At 70.8% G+C, this 14,165-nt stretch carries 13 protein-coding genes; 8 read left to right on the forward strand and 5 right to left on the reverse strand.

Features of this window, described 5'->3' with window-relative positions; translation table 11 throughout:
* The first annotated feature begins 6 nt into the window (after window positions 1–6).
* Together AB0H21_RS27430 and AB0H21_RS27435 are read left to right on the forward strand one after the other, a co-directional pair.
* Complete coding sequence (locus AB0H21_RS27430) at window positions 7–726, forward strand: ElyC/SanA/YdcF family protein (RefSeq protein WP_358521887.1); 720 nt, start codon at window positions 7–9, stop codon at window positions 724–726.
* Between the two features lie 138 nt (window positions 727–864).
* Window positions 865–1,446: a cellulose binding domain-containing protein gene (locus AB0H21_RS27435; protein ID WP_358521890.1), complete on the forward strand. Its 582-nt coding sequence runs from the start codon at window positions 865–867 to the stop codon at window positions 1,444–1,446.
* 60 nt (window positions 1,447–1,506) lie between these two features.
* Here AB0H21_RS27435 and AB0H21_RS27440 read toward each other — a convergent pair whose 3' ends face one another.
* Both AB0H21_RS27440 and AB0H21_RS27445 read right to left on the reverse strand, forming a co-directional pair.
* The gene (locus tag AB0H21_RS27440; protein ID WP_358521893.1) at window positions 1,507–2,757 is read right to left on the reverse strand and encodes a PrsW family intramembrane metalloprotease; all 1,251 of its coding nucleotides are present in this window, start codon (window positions 2,755–2,757) and stop codon (window positions 1,507–1,509) included.
* Window positions 2,758–2,868: 111 nt separating this feature from the next.
* Entirely contained in the window at window positions 2,869–3,072 is a 204-nt protein-coding gene (locus AB0H21_RS27445) for a hypothetical protein (RefSeq protein WP_358522058.1), read from the reverse strand.
* On the opposite strand from AB0H21_RS27445, the gene AB0H21_RS27450 reads away from it, so the two are divergent.
* A complete protein-coding gene (locus tag AB0H21_RS27450) occupies window positions 3,016–3,204 on the forward strand; it encodes a hypothetical protein (RefSeq protein ID WP_358522044.1) in 189 nt (62 codons plus the stop codon). The two genes, AB0H21_RS27445 and AB0H21_RS27450, sit on opposite strands and share 57 nt — an antisense overlap.
* A gap of 41 nt (window positions 3,205–3,245) precedes the next feature.
* Here the strand turns inward: AB0H21_RS27450 and AB0H21_RS27455 are convergent, their stop codons facing one another.
* Window positions 3,246–3,725 (reverse strand): hypothetical protein, encoded by a 480-nt coding sequence (locus AB0H21_RS27455; protein ID WP_358521894.1) that lies wholly within the window; start codon window positions 3,723–3,725, stop codon window positions 3,246–3,248.
* 114 nt (window positions 3,726–3,839) lie between these two features.
* Window positions 3,840–4,325: a hypothetical protein gene (locus tag AB0H21_RS27460; RefSeq protein ID WP_358521896.1), complete on the reverse strand. Its 486-nt coding sequence runs from the start codon at window positions 4,323–4,325 to the stop codon at window positions 3,840–3,842.
* 219 nt (window positions 4,326–4,544) lie between these two features.
* On the opposite strand from AB0H21_RS27460, the gene AB0H21_RS27465 reads away from it, so the two are divergent.
* Window positions 4,545–5,978 (forward strand): FAD-binding oxidoreductase, encoded by a 1,434-nt coding sequence (locus AB0H21_RS27465; RefSeq protein ID WP_358521898.1) that lies wholly within the window; start codon window positions 4,545–4,547, stop codon window positions 5,976–5,978.
* Between the two features lie 95 nt (window positions 5,979–6,073).
* Here the strand turns inward: AB0H21_RS27465 and AB0H21_RS27470 are convergent, their stop codons facing one another.
* Window positions 6,074–7,003 carry a heme o synthase gene (locus tag AB0H21_RS27470; protein WP_358521900.1) on the reverse strand — a complete coding sequence of 310 codons (930 nt, stop codon included), beginning with the start codon at window positions 7,001–7,003 and terminating at the stop codon, window positions 6,074–6,076.
* Window positions 7,004–7,425: 422 nt separating this feature from the next.
* Between AB0H21_RS27470 and tkt the strand changes: the two genes are divergently transcribed.
* From tkt to zwf, 4 genes are all read left to right on the forward strand, one after another.
* Window positions 7,426–9,537, forward strand: coding sequence for a transketolase (tkt, locus tag AB0H21_RS27475; protein WP_358521902.1), 2,112 nt, complete (start codon window positions 7,426–7,428; stop codon window positions 9,535–9,537).
* 13 nt (window positions 9,538–9,550) lie between these two features.
* On the forward strand, window positions 9,551–10,660 hold the full coding sequence (gene tal, locus AB0H21_RS27480) for a transaldolase (protein ID WP_358521904.1): 1,110 nt from the start codon (window positions 9,551–9,553) through the stop codon (window positions 10,658–10,660).
* A gap of 126 nt (window positions 10,661–10,786) precedes the next feature.
* Window positions 10,787–12,421, forward strand: a complete 1,635-nt coding sequence (locus AB0H21_RS27485) for a glucose-6-phosphate isomerase (protein WP_358521906.1) — start codon at window positions 10,787–10,789, stop codon at window positions 12,419–12,421.
* Window positions 12,421–14,148 carry a glucose-6-phosphate dehydrogenase gene (gene zwf, locus AB0H21_RS27490; RefSeq protein ID WP_358521909.1) on the forward strand — a complete coding sequence of 576 codons (1,728 nt, stop codon included), beginning with the start codon at window positions 12,421–12,423 and terminating at the stop codon, window positions 14,146–14,148. The genes AB0H21_RS27485 and zwf overlap by 1 nt, the downstream gene beginning before the upstream one ends.
* The last annotated feature ends 17 nt before the right edge of the window (window positions 14,149–14,165 follow it).

The following is a 14,165-nucleotide window of genomic DNA, read 5'->3' on the forward strand; positions in this document are numbered from 1 at the left end:
GCGAGCGTGCTTGTCGATCTCCCGTCCCCGCTCCGCCCGTGGCGGTGGCCCGTGCGGGCGCGCCGCCGCCTGTTCCTCGCGGCGGTCGCGCTGAGCCTGCTCGCCGTCGCGCCGATGACCTGGGCGTGGCTGTTCGCCGCGGGCCATCGGGTCACGGCCGGCCCCGGCGGCGCCTGGGTCCGCGATGTCCCGCCCGCTCCCGTGGCGCTCGTGCTCGGGGCCGGGCTGTTCCACGGCGTGCCCTCGCCGATGCTCGCCACGCGGCTGGACCTCGCCGCCGCGCTCTACCGGGACGGCCGGGTGCGGGCTCTGCTGCTGTCGGGCGACAACGGCAGGGTGGGGTACGACGAGCCGTCCGCGATGCGCGCCTACCTCCTCGCACGCGGCGTGCCGGCCGGGGTCATGGTGCTGGACTACGCGGGGTTCGACACCTGGGACTCCTGCGTGCGGGCCCGCGAGGTCTTCGGGGCGCGCCGCCTGACCGTCGTCACGCAGAACTTCCACCTGCCACGCGCGGTGGCGCTGTGCCGGGCGGCGGGAATCGAGGCGTTCGGGGTAGGCGACGACTCCTTCGCCGTGTGGCCCGGCCAGACCGTCGTGTACGCCGTCCGGGAGTTCGGCGCGACGGCCAAGGGCTTCCTCGACGCGATGGTGCTGCGCTCGTCCCCGGTCTTCCCCGGGCCGAGGGAGACCTCGCTGGACCGCATCCTCGGCTCGCGTCCCTGAGCCTCCCGCCCTTCCCTCGCGAAAGTTTCATCGGCCCCGGGGACGACCGCCGGGTGGACCTGCGGTTTCCCGTGCCGTCGGAACCTCTCCGGCCCGCGGGCCTGGAGACGCCGTGCGACAGGGGATAATGTCCGCAGCATGCATGGGAGCGCTCCCAACGGAGCCGTCACCACGTGCCTCCCGTCCGAGGCGATCCGGCGGGCCGGACCGATGACGGCGGCCGGGTATCCGCTCGCGCTCACCGCGGGCCTCACCACGCTGATCACACTGATCACGCTGACGGCGCTGACCGGCTGCTCGGACGCCGTACGCACGAGCCCGCCCGGCCCCCCGCCGGCCGTCGCGACGTCCCAGCGGCCCGCCACGTCGGCGGTGCCGTCGACCCATCCGGTGACGCCCTCGTCGACACCGCTGCCGGCCTCCTGCTCGGCGTCCGTGAACACCGTGTTCGCCTGGCCCGGCGGGTTCCGCGGCGAGGTGACGATCAAGAACACCGGGGACGCGCCGATCAACGCCTGGTACGTCCAGTGGACGATGCCGCTCGGAATGACCCTCACCGAGGCGTGGAAGGGCACGCCGATGCAGAGCGGCCCGTTCGCGATGATCCACGCGCCCGTGGCGAACCCGCGGCTGGATCCCGGGTCGACCGCGAGCGCCGGATTCATCGCGAAGAGACAGGACGACACCAAACCCGCCTTCACGCACGTGGGATGCGGTTAGCCGATCGGCGACGCGCGTCCCCGGAACGTCGGGGGCGAGGTCGAGCGTGGTCGGACGTGGTCAGACGGGGTCGCGCGGGATGCCGTCGGACGGAGGGTGCGGCGGGTACGGCGACGCGGACTGCCGCGGGTCGTGCCCGGGAGCGTACCCAGGCGGGGCCATCCCCTTGGCGATCGTGGTCTGGTGCCGCTCGGGAACCGGGAAATCGGACTTGGCGGCGCTCATGCAGGCCAGCAGGGCCTCGCGCTGCCCCTCGAAGGCCTCCCTGGAGATGACGCCGCGCCGTCCCCGGTCGTGCAGCAGGCCGAGCTCGGTCGCGGCGACCTGGTAATCGCGCATGGCGCTCAGCCCCCGCTGCCCGCCGTGCGCCTTGGCCCACTGGCGGGCCTGCCTGCGCCCCTTCAGGGAGGACAGCATGAACACGTCGACGTCGGTGACGAGCCCGAGCCCGCCATAGGGCGGCAGGTAGTACTGGATGAAGCCGACGATGCGCCTGCGATCCCGCAGGACGACCCCGAGCTCGACGAAGAACAGCACCATCAGCAGCAGGTAGGCCGCCGCCAGCCCGCGCAGGCCGCCGTAGGACGTGAAGCCGTTCCAGATGCCGTGCAGGGTGATCGCGCCGAGCCAGCCGAGGAAGACGACCCCGCCCCGCGCCGAGCCGCGGTTCTCTGCGGCGTACGCCACCGCGATGCCGATCATCGAGGTGAACAGCGGATGCGCGAACGGGGACAGGATGCCGCGCAGCACGACGGTGACCGCGAGCCCCTGCACGCCGTGCTGGTCCTGCGCCATGATGTAGTAGCTGACGTTCTCGCTCATCGCGAAGCCGAGGCCCACCATCCCGGCGTAGATGATGCCGTCGGTCGGCCCGTCCAGTTCCTGCCTGCGCCAGCGCAGCAGGCCGACCAGCACGAGCCCCTTCATCGTCTCCTCGACCACGGGGGCGACGAAGGTGGCCACGAGGTTGCGCGCGCCCGCGGGGTCCTGGGTGGCGATGGTGACGTACCGCAGGTTGAGGCTGTTCACGATGCCGGCGAGGAGCACGGCGATGCCCGCGCCCCACATGAAGGCGAACGCGAGGTCCTTGCGCGGCTCGGGCTCCAGGCGGTCCAGAGCGAGCAGGCCGGCCAGCAGCAGCGGGACGGGGGCCAGCGCCAGCACGAGCGCGATGAAGAACTGCACCGGCTCGCCGTTGAAGATGTCGAACGAGAACGACACCATCGCGCAGAGCCCGGCCACGACCAGGCCGATGATCAGCCGGACGGACGGGCGCTCCCTCAGCACCCTGCGGGGATCACGCTCTGTCATGTCCGCGAGCGTATTCGCCCACGCGGCGTGCGCGCCGCGTCTCCACCGGATCCGCAGGCCGGCACCCCGCGATCACCCCACCCACCCCGTACCAGAACGGCTCCCGAGCATTCAGGTCTTCCCCCGGAACAACGTTCCCACACCCGAACAATGCAGAGAACCCTCCCATCTTTCCCGGGTCCCGGCGAGCAGTGCCCCCGGCCGTCCCGGCTCAGCCGCGCAGGCGGCTTGGGCGTTGACCTCGGCGCGGCGGGTGGGGTGGAGGTTGTTTTCGTAGTAGGCGATCGAGGACGCGACGGAATCACCGTCCACCACGTCAAACGCCTCGCTGACCTCAACCGATACAGCCCAACGGAAGCACCACAGTGGGTCCAAGCCATGCGAGCCAGCCGACGGAAAACCCTGATCGTCTGTGCCCGCTGCGTTAGCCGAATACGCCGGGCGTAAGCCTGTTTGCGGCAGACGTGAACCCGTATCGCGGGGTGGACTCAGTCGTCCAGGAACCAGGCCGCCACTCGGACGGGGCCTTTCCAGGATCGACTCTGGGACGCGAAGACTCTGACCTGGCGATCGTTGATTTCGCCCGTCACGCCCAGAACCGTTTCGCCGGGTTCTGCCTGCTCCTGGGCTTCGCGCGCCGAAACCGGCGTCCACGCGGGAGGGACGAACGACCGCATGGCGTCCTCTATTGACGTGTTGGGCAGTTCGGCCTCTATCCACGCGCCTGCTTCGTCTGGTTCGCAGCCGAGACGACCGCCCATGTCGTCAGGACGCGTCGACGGCAGGAGCGATGCGATCTCATTCGCCAACTTGTCGTTATCGGCGATGCCCTGCGATACACACGCCGGATCGGGTGTCATGGTCAGGTTGTCCAGCAACGCCCTCGCGCGGATGACGGCCAGCACTCCCGTACCGACGACCACGATGAACGCCGCCGCGACGATGATCCGCACCGTACGCAAGCTCATTACGCGCAGACCTCGCAGGTCATCGTCAACCACCCGATTCCGTGGGTAGCGATCCATTTCAGCGAGTAAGAAATCTGCTCTTCCTCCGTTCTCATCGGCCGGCTCCCCCGAGGGTCACGCCGGGAGCCATGACGGCCACCACGGGGGGATGTTGTCCGGTGGGCACAGGCCGCTGTCGCCGGGGTAGCCGTCGAGGGTGCCGAGGGTCTCGAAGTCGTGGAGGACGAGCAGGAAGGGACCGGCGAGCGCCACCGCGATCGCCAGGACGCTGAAGATCGCGCGGGTGACCTTCCAGCGGCCCAGCGGCGACCAGAGGGCGAGCGGGTTGAACAGCAGGGACGCGATCGCCGAGACCAGCGCGACGACCGGGAAGTGCAGCATCCGCGCGGGGAGGAGGAACATGAGCTCCAGCTGATGTGGGGGCTCCCACCCGGCGTCGCAGTAGGCACGGGCCTGTGCGACCAGGTAGTTGTCGACCCACGCGCCACCGACGGCCCACACCAGGGCGATGACGACCACCATGCCGCATCCGAGCGCCTGTGTGGCCGCTCCGAGCCTCGTGCGCGAGATCCTGAACGACGTCCGCGCGCTTCTCGTCACGGCGATGACGCACCTCCCGTAAGTTCATCACAGAGCACCCGTCCTCCCCCACGATCATCTCCAGCCCTACTTCTTCGATCATGCGCGGTGGCGGGGCGTTGCCGGTTCGTTATGGGATCGCGGGGGCGAACGCGTTGGCCGTACCCTGCGCGTTGACGTGAGCGGGGGGCACGGCATCCTGTGGCAGGCGTAAAAATCAGTACGAACGGTGTGAACGGCATGAGCAGCAGCGAACTTAACGGCATCCCCCTGACCCGCGACTTCGAGAACGGCGGGGTGTCGTTCTGGTACCGGCAGATCGGGCTGCCCGCTCGCCGTGCCGCGCTGCCCGGGCCGCGGGACTACGACGTGGCCATCGTGGGCGGCGGCTACACCGGCATGTGGACCGCGTACTACCTGAAGAAGGCCCAGCCCGACCTGCGGATCGCGATCCTGGAGAAGGAGTTCGCCGGGTTCGGCGCCTCCGGCCGCAACGGCGGCTGGCTTTCTGCGGAGTTCGCCGGGTCGCGGGAGCGGCACGCGGCGGCACGCGGGCGGCAGGCGATGATCGACCTCCAGCACGCGATGTTCCACGCCGTGGACGAGGTGATCGAGGTCACCCGCGCGGAGGGCATCGAGGCCGACGTCCACAAGGGCGGCCTGGTGCACGTGGCGACCAATCCCGCGCAGAACCGGCGCATGCACGCGGAGCTGGCCGACCTGCGTACCTGGGGCTTCGGCGAGCAGGACATGCGCCTGCTGAGCCGCGAGGAGCAGGAGGAGCGCATCAGCGTCGCCGGCGCGCTGTCGGCGATGTACAGCCCGCACTGCGCCCGCATCCAGCCCGCCAAGCTGGCGACCGGCCTGGCCCGCACCGTGGAGGCGCTCGGCGTCGACGTGTTCGAGGGCACTACGGTGACCGAGATCCGCCCGAGGAACGGGAAGGGCAGGGCCGAGGCGGTGACCAGGAAGGGAACGGTCACCGCCGACTACGTGATCCGCGCGACCGAGGGGTTCACCGCGAGCATCAAGGGCCAGCACCGCCAGTGGCTGCCCATGAACAGCTCGATGATCGTCACCGAGCCGCTGCCGGACGAGGTGTGGGAGCGCATCGGCTGGCGGGACCGGGAACTGCTCGGCGACGAGGCGCACGCGTACTGCTACGCGCAGCGGACCGCCGACGGGCGCATCGCCATCGGCGGCCGGGGCGTGCCGTACCGCTTCGGCTCGCGGACGGACGTGCGCGGCGCCACGCAGCCCCGGACGGTGGCGGCGCTGCGCGCGATCCTGACCACGCTGTTCCCTGCCACGGCCGGGGCGAGGATCCAGCACGCGTGGTGCGGCGTGCTGGGTGTCCCCCGCGACTGGTGCTCGACCGTCCACCTGGACCACGCGACCGGCCTCGGCTGGGCGGGCGGCTACGTGGGCAGCGGCGTCACGACCACCAACCTGGCCGGGCGCACGCTGCGCGACCTGGTGCTGCGCCGCGACACCGAGCTGACGGCGCTGCCCTGGGTGGGGCGCCAGGTGCGCCAGTGGGAGCCGGAGCCGCTGCGCTGGATCGGCGTCCAGATGATCTACACGCTGTTCCGCGCGGCCGACCGCCACGAGCACGCGCAGATGAGGCGCACGTCGGCCTACGCCCGCGTCGCGAACATCATCTCGGGCCGCTGACGCTCATGACCGGCGCCCTTCCCCGGAGGGGCGCCTCGCTCCTCCGGCGCGATCAGCGTGCCGGGCGTTCCGCCATGGGTGAAGACGAGCCGCGCTCAGAGCAGGGAGTCGACCGCCACGGCGAGGAACAGCAGCGCCAGGTAGGCGTTGGACCAGTGGAAGAAGCGCATCGGACGGAGGGCGACGCCGGTCTTGCCGGCGTTGACCCTGCCGAGCAGCCGGTAGACCTCGAACAGGCACACCGCGCCGAGGACGGCCGCGACGATGCCGTACACCGGCGTCGTGCCGGCGATCGGCCACAGCAGCAGCGAGCAGATCACGGTTGCCCAGGTGTAGGCGATGCACTCGACCACCACGCGCCGCTCGGTGGCGACGACCGGCAGCATCGGGACCGCGGCGGCGGCGTAGTCCTCGCGGTAGCGCATGGCCAGCGTCCAGGTGTGCGGGGGCGTCCAGAAGAACACCACTCCGAACAGGACCACCGGCGCCCAGTCGACCCGCCCGGTGATGCCGGCCCAGCCGATCAGCACGGGCATGCAGCCGGCGATGCCGCCCCACACGACGTTCTGCGGCGTGCGGCGCTTGAGCACCAGCGAGTACACGAGGACGTAGAAGAGGATCGCGGCGAGCGAGAGCCCGGCGGCGAGGGTGTTCACGGTGAGCGCCAGGCCCAGCGTCGACAGCGCCCCGAGCACGATGCCGAAGATCAGCGCGTTCCTCGGCGCGACCGCCGCCATCGCCAGCGGGCGGCGGCGGGTGCGGCGCATGGTCGCGTCGATGTCCCGGTCAATGTAGCAGTTCAAGGCGTTGGCGCTGCCCGCGGACAGGGTGCCGAAGACCAGTGTGGCCACGGCGGTCCAGAGAGGCGGGAAGCCCCGCGCGGCGAGGAACATCACCGGGAGCGTCGTGATCAGGAGCAGCTCGATGATCCGCGGCTTGGTCAGCGCGACGTACGCGCGCACGACCGCGAGCGGCGATCGGCGGGCGCCGGCGATCGGGACGGCCGGCGGCTTTGTCGTGAGCACCGTCAAGGCGCTTCCAGCGGGAGCGGGGTCAACGCGTAACCTCTATTAGAGCGGTCCGTGATTGCGGGCATGAGCCAGACTTCGAGGACTCACTGTAGTGCGGGGAGTCGCCGGTCCCGGCATCGGGGGCGAATGCCACCTGGGCGAGTGGCCCGGTGGGAGGTTCGTCGGCCGCGGCGGGCGGCCCTGCTGCGAGCCCCCGGGGCGGGCGTGCCGTCCGTGGCGCGGATCGCGTTCCATGCCGCTTCTCAAGGGGATGGAACTAACGATGTGAGCCCCACATTGCCCGGCCACATGTTAGACGCAGGTTGCATCTACGGTATGGGGAACGACCCATTAAGGTCCGGTGTGGGGAGGAACGACCAGACCGGACGGGCCGCAGAGCCGAGCCGGCGCCTTATAGCCAATAGGAGATCGAGCAGTTGAGCAGCGAACTCGTGCCAGACCTTGAGTGGAGCGACCTCGATCGGCGCACCGTCGACGTCATACGCGCCCTGTCCATGGACGCGGTCGAGAAGGCGGGCTCGGGCCACCCCGGCACCGCGATGAGCCTTGCCCCGGCCGCGTACCTACTGTTCCAGCGCGTCCTGCGCCATGACCCCACCGATCCGGCGTGGGTGGGGCGTGACCGCTTCGTCCTGTCCGCCGGGCACTCCAGCCTGACCCTTTACATCCAGCTCTTCCTCTCCGGCTACGGACTGACCCTCGACGACCTCGCGTCGCTGCGCCAGTGGGGCAGCCTGACGCCCGGCCACCCGGAGCACGGGCACACGCTCGGCGTCGAGACCACCACGGGCCCGCTCGGCCAGGGCATCGGCAACGCCGTCGGCATGGCGATGGCCCAGCGCCGCGAGCGCGGCCTGTTCGACCCGGACGCCGCGCCGGGCGAGAGCCCGTTCGACCACCGCATCTGGTGCATCGCCTCCGACGGTGACATCGAGGAGGGCATCAGCCACGAGGTGAGCTCGATCGCGGGCCACCAGAAGCTGGGCAACCTCAACGTCATCTACGACGCCAACCACATCTCGATCGAGGACGACACCGCGATCGCGCTGTCGGAGGACGTCGCCAAGCGGTACGAGGCCTACGGCTGGCACGTGATCAGCGTGGACTGGACCGAGACGGGCGAGTACGTCGAGAACGTCGAGAAGCTGTACGAGGCGTACCGCGCGGCGGCGGCCGAGACCGAGCGCCCGACGCTGATCAAGCTCCGCACGATCATCGGCTGGCCGGCGCCGAACAAGCAGAACACCGGCAAGATCCACGGGTCGGCGCTGGGCGCGGACGAGGTCGCCGCCACCAAGGAGATCCTCGGCCTGGACCCGTCCAAGAGCTTCATCGCCCCGGACGACGTCGTCGCCCACGCCCGCGAGGTCGCCGAGCGCGGCCGTGCCCTGCACGCGAAGTGGAACGAGACGTTCGATCAGTGGCGGTCGGAGTACCCGGAGAACGCCGAGCTGTTCGACCGCGTGATCGTGCGCAAGCTGCCCGCGGGCTGGGAGGAGGCCCTGCCGGTCTTCGAGGCGGGCAAGTCCATGGCGACGCGCAAGGCGTCGGGCACCGTGCTGACCGCGCTGGCGCCGGTGCTGCCGGAGCTGTGGGGCGGCTCGGCCGATCTGGCGGAGTCGAACAACACGACCATGGAGGGCGAGCCGTCCTTCATCCCGGAGGAGTACCAGACCAAGGCCTTCCCCGGGAACCGGTACGGCCGCACGCTGCACTTCGGCATCCGCGAGCACGGCATGGGCTCGATCCTCAACGGCATCGCCCTGCACAACGGCACCCGGCCCTACGGCGGCACCTTCCTGGTCTTCAGCGACTACATGCGCCCGGCCGTGCGCCTGGCGGCCCTGATGGGCCTGCCGGTGACCTACATCTGGACGCACGACTCGATCGGCCTCGGCGAGGACGGCCCGACCCACCAGCCGGTGGAGCACCTGTGGGCGCTGCGCGCGATCCCGGGCCTGGACGTGGTGCGGCCCGCCGACGCCAACGAGACCTCGGCCGCGTGGAAGGCTGTCCTGGAGCACACCGACCGCCCGGCGGCGCTGGCGCTGACCCGTCAGAACCTCCCGGTCTACGAGGGGTCGTCCGACTTCGAGAAGGTCGCCAAGGGCGGCTACATCCTGGAGGAGGCGTCCACCGGGCAGCCGGCCGTGGTCATCATCGGCACGGGCAGCGAGGTCGAGCTGGCCGTGGACGCGCGCCGCATCCTGGAGGACGAGGGCATCCCGGCCCGCGTGGTCTCGATGCCGTGCGTGGAGTGGTTCAACGCGCAGGACGACGCCTACAAGCAGCTGGTCCTTCCTCCGTCCGTCAGGGCGCGGGTCGCGGTGGAGGCGGGAATCGCGCTCGGCTGGCGGGAGTTCGTAGGGGAGGTGGGTGAGGTCGTGAGTCTCGAGCACTTCGGCGCGTCGGCGCCGTACAAGACGTTGTACGAGCAGTTCGGCCTCACCGCCGAACGTGTGGCGGCCGCCGCCAAGGGCAGCCTCGCCAGGACCGGGGCCGACCAGGGTCACACCACCGGAAACTAGAGGACTCACAGTCATGAGCGAAAACCTGAAGCGCCTCACCGAGCAGGGCGTGTCGATCTGGCTGGACGACATCAGCCGCGAGCGCCTGCGCACCGGCGACCTGCAGTCGCTGATCCGCGACAAGTACGTCACCGGTGTCACCTCCAACCCCACGATCTTCGCCTCCGCCCTGAGCAAGGGCGACGCCTACGACACCCAGCTTCGCGACCTGGCCGTGCGCGGCGTGGACGTCGGCGAGGCGGTCCGGGCGATCACGACCTTCGACATCCGCTGGGCGGCCGACGTCCTGCGGCCGGTCTTCGACGCCACGGGCGGCGTGGACGGCCGGGTGTCCATCGAGGTGGACCCGCGCCTGGCCACCGAGGCGGCCGAGAAGACGGTCGCGGAGGCCCGGGCCCTGTGGTGGCTGGTCGACCGCCCGAACGTCCACATCAAGATCCCCGCGACGCTGCCGGGGCTGCCGGCGATCACGCAGACCCTCGCCGAGGGGATCAGCGTGAACGTGACGCTGATCTTCTCGCTGGAGCGCTACCGCGCGGTCATGGACGCCTGGCTGACCGGCTTGGAGCAGGCGAAGGCCGCGGGCCTGGACCTGTCGAAGATCGAGTCGGTGGCGTCCTTCTTCGTCAGCCGGTTCGACACCGAGATCGACAAGCGCCTGGACAAGATCGGCACGCCGGAGGCGCTGGAGCTGAAGGGCAAGGCGGGCGTCGCCAACGCCCGCCTGGCGTTCGCGGCGTACGAAGAGGTCATGAACAGCCCGCGCTGGCAGGCGCTGAAGGCGGCCGGGGCCCGCCCGCAGCGGCCGCTGTGGGCGTCCACGGGCGTCAAGAATCCCGAGTACCCCGACACCATGTACGTCGACCGGCTCGTCACCTCCGGCACGGTCAACACCATGCCGGAGAAGACGCTCGACGCGGCCGCCGATCATGGGAACATCGACGGCGACACCGTCCGGCCGCACTACGAGCAGGCGTGGAACACCATGGCCGCGCTCAAGCAGGCCGGCATCGACTACGACGACGTGGTGAGGGCACTGGAGGACGAAGGCGTCGAGAAGTTCGTCACCTCGTGGAACGAGCTGCTCGGGACCGTCGAGTCCGAGCTCAAGAAGGCGAGCTGAGCGTCCGGCGGCTCGGACCTGCTTCCCGGCGGCGCGCCGGGTAGGCCCTCGGCCTACCCGGCGCCCACGGGAGTGCCGCGCGGCGCCTCGGCAGGCCCGCCCTCGTGCGAGGAGACACCTTTAAGGATGGATATGTCTGTAACGTTCGGTGACGAGGCGGTAGCCGCGGAGGCTTCCGAGGCCGTGCGGAGGCTCGCCGAGGAGGGCGTCCCCGAGGCGCTGTCCACCGGCGACCCGGCGTTGTGGGGGCCGGAGGCCGAGAGCGAGGCGCGGATACGCCTCGGCTGGCTCGACCTGCCCACCACCTCGCGCGAGTTGCTGCCCGAGATCACCAAACTGGTCGAGCGCGCCCAGGCCGAGAGCCTGGAGCACGTCGTGCTGGCGGGCATGGGAGGCTCCTCCCTGGCCCCCGAGGTCATCTGCGCCACGGCCGACGTACCGCTCACCGTTCTCGACACCACCGACCCCGGCCAGGTGCGGCGCGCGCTCGCCGACCGCCTGGACCGCACGATCCTCGTCGTGTCCAGCAAGAGCGGCTCGACGATCGAGACCGACAGCCACCGCCGCGTCTACGAGAAGGCGTTCCGCGACGCCGGCATCGACCCGGCCGACCGCATCGTCGTGGTCACCGACCCCGGCTCTCCCCTGGAGCAGCTCGCGATCGAGTCCGGGTACACCGTCATCCTGGCCGACCCGAACGTCGGCGGCCGCTACAGCGCGCTGACCGCGTTCGGCCTGGTACCGAGCGCGCTGGCCGGGGTGGAGGTCGCGCGGCTGCTCGACGACGCCGCCGAGGTGCGTCCGCGTCTGGCCGAGGGCTCCGAGGCCAACCCCGGCCTGACGCTCGGCGCCGCGCTCGGCACCGCCGCCCTCGCCGGGAGCGACAAGCTCGTCCTGGAGGACGGCCTCTCCCCCATCAACGGGCTTCCCGACTGGATCGAGCAGCTCATCGCCGAGTCCACCGGCAAGCAGGGCAAGGGCATCCTGCCCGTCGTCGGCGCCGACCCGACCGAGGCCGAGGACGAGATCGTCGCCGGCGTCGACACCGAGGGGCACGTGCAGCTCGACGGCCCGCTCGGCGCCCAGTTCCTCATCTGGGAGTACGCCACCGCCGTCGCCGGGCGGCTGCTCGGCATCAACCCCTTCGACCAGCCGAACGTCGCCGAGTCGAAGGAGAACACCGCCCGCATCCTGAGCGAGTCCGGCGACGGCCCGCTGCCCACGGGCACGCCGGCGCTGGTGGACGGCCCGGTGGAGGTGTACGGCGAACTCCCCGCGCACGTCAAGGACCTCGCGGGGGTGTTCACCCACCTGCTGGAGCAGATCCCCGACCGCGGCTACCTGGCGATCCTGGCCTTCCTGGACCGCGAGGCCGCGTTCGACGTGCCGGTGCCTACGGAGGCGTCGTTCGAGGAGATCACCGACATCTGGGCCGCGCACGACCCGGCCAGCCTGCAGGGGCTGTTGTCGATCAGGACCGAGCGCCCGATCACCTTCGGGTGGGGTCCCCGCTACCTGCACTCGACCGGGCAGTACCACAAGGGCGGCCCGCAGAACGGCGTGTTCCTGCAGATCACCGGCGCCGTCGAGGAGGACCTCGAGGTGCCCGGCAAGCCGTACACCCTGGGAAGGCTGCAGCTCGCGCAGGCGCTCGGCGACCTCGACGCGCAGCGAGGGCGGGGACGTCCGGCCCTGCGCCTCCACCTCACCGATCGCAAGGCCGGCGTCAGGCACCTGCTCGACGCCGCACGGGAGGTTTGATGAACGCCAGCGAGCGGCCGGGCCCGGCCTCCGAGAACGGCACGGCGCGACCCGCCGAACCGGCCGGGGGGCCGTCGGCGGACGTGCTCGCCCGCGCGGCGCACGAGGCGGCGCGCGCGCAGGAACCCTCGACCGCCTCCGACGAGGCCGTGACCGCCGCGCAGGCCGTGACCGCCGTGACCACGCCCACCACCCTGGAGGTCGCCGAGGCCAACCCGCTGCGCGACCCGCGCGACAAGCGGCTGCCGCGGGTGGCCGGGCCGTGCGTGCTGGTCATCTTCGGCGTGACGGGCGACCTCGCGCGACGCAAGCTACTGCCGGCGATCTACGACCTGGGCAACCGCGGGCTGCTCCCGCCGGGGTTCTCCCTGGTCGGGTTCGCCCGGCGCGACTGGGCCGCGCAGGACTTCGCCAAGATCACTCACGACGCGGTCAAGGAGCACGCGCGCACGCCCTTCCGCGAGGAGGTCTGGAAGCAGATCTGTGAGGGCCTGCACTTCGTGCCCGGCGCCTTCGACGACGACGGGGCCTTCGACGCGCTGTCGATGGTGCTGAAGGAGATCGACGAGACCCGGGGCACGGGCGGCAACTACGCCTTCTACACCTCGACGCCGCCGAAGTACTTCCCGTTGATCATCGAGCAGCTCAAGCGCACCGGCCTGCACAGGCCGTCGCCCGGGGCGTGGCGCCGCATCGTGATCGAGAAGCCGTTCGGCCACGACCTGAAGACCGCCCAGGAGCTGAACGCGGTCGTCGACTCGGCCTTCAGGCCGGACTCGGTGTTCCGCATCGACCACTACCTGGGCAAGGAGACCGTCCAGAACATCCTGGCGCTGCGGTTCGCCAACACGCTGTGGGAGCCGATCTGGAACCGCGGCTACGTCGACCACGTGCAGATCACGATGGCCGAGGACATCGGCGTCGGCGGCCGGGCGGGGTACTACGACGGCATCGGCGCGGCCAGGGACGTCATCCAGAACCACCTGCTGCAGCTCATGGCGCTGGTGGCCATGGAGGACCCGACCGCGTTCGGCGCGGCGGCGCTGCGCCGTGAGAAGGAGAAGGTCCTGGAGGCCGTCACCCTCCCCGAGGACATGAGCCTGGCCACGGCCATCGGCCAGTACACCGCGGGGTGGCAGGGCGGCGTCCCGGTCAAGGGGTTCCTGGAGGAGGACGGCATCCCGCCGGACTCCAGGACCGAGACCTACGCCGCCGTCAAGCTGGAGATCGCCAACCGGCGCTGGGCGGGCGTCCCGTTCTACCTGCGCACCGGCAAGCGGCTCGGCAGGCGCATGACCGAGGTGGCCGTGATGTTCCAGCGGGCGCCGCACCTGCCGTTCAGCAAGACCGACACCGAGATCCTGGGGCAGAACGCCCTGGTGATCCGCATCCAGCCGGACGAGGGCATCACGGTGCGCTTCGGCTCGAAGGTGCCGGGCACCGCCATGGAGGTCCGGGACGTCAACATGGACTTCGCCTACGGCGAGGCGTTCCTGGAGTCGTCCCCCGAGGCCTACGAGCGGCTACTGCTGGACGTGCTCATCGGCGACCCGCCGCTGTTCCCGCACCAGCGCGAGGTCGAGTTGCAGTGGATGATCCTCGACCCGATCGAGCGGTTCTGGGCCGAGAGCGGCCGGCGTCCGGAGGGCTACTCGGCCGGCACGGGCGGCCCGGCCTCGGCCGACGAGATGATGGCCCGCGACGGGCGCGTCTGGAGGCGGCTGTGACCGTTATTTCCGCTGTG

Origin of the sequence: Sphaerisporangium sp. NPDC051011 (genome assembly GCF_040653595.1) — a bacterium.
Taxonomy (GTDB): domain Bacteria; phylum Actinomycetota; class Actinomycetes; order Streptosporangiales; family Streptosporangiaceae; genus Sphaerisporangium.

Coding starts and splice junctions, on each gene's coding strand:
- tal (WP_358521904.1), top strand. CDS start 9,551: ATGAGCGAAAACCTGAAGCGCCTCACCGAGCAGGGCGTGTCGATCTGG.
- AB0H21_RS27455 (WP_358521894.1), bottom strand. CDS start 3,725: ATGAGCTTGCGTACGGTGCGGATCATCGTCGCGGCGGCGTTCATCGTG.
- zwf (WP_358521909.1), top strand. CDS start 12,421: ATGAACGCCAGCGAGCGGCCGGGCCCGGCCTCCGAGAACGGCACGGCG.
- AB0H21_RS27465 (WP_358521898.1), top strand. CDS start 4,545: ATGAGCAGCAGCGAACTTAACGGCATCCCCCTGACCCGCGACTTCGAG.
- AB0H21_RS27485 (WP_358521906.1), top strand. CDS start 10,787: ATGGATATGTCTGTAACGTTCGGTGACGAGGCGGTAGCCGCGGAGGCT.
- AB0H21_RS27440 (WP_358521893.1), bottom strand. CDS start 2,757: ATGACAGAGCGTGATCCCCGCAGGGTGCTGAGGGAGCGCCCGTCCGTC.
- AB0H21_RS27435 (WP_358521890.1), top strand. CDS start 865: ATGCATGGGAGCGCTCCCAACGGAGCCGTCACCACGTGCCTCCCGTCC.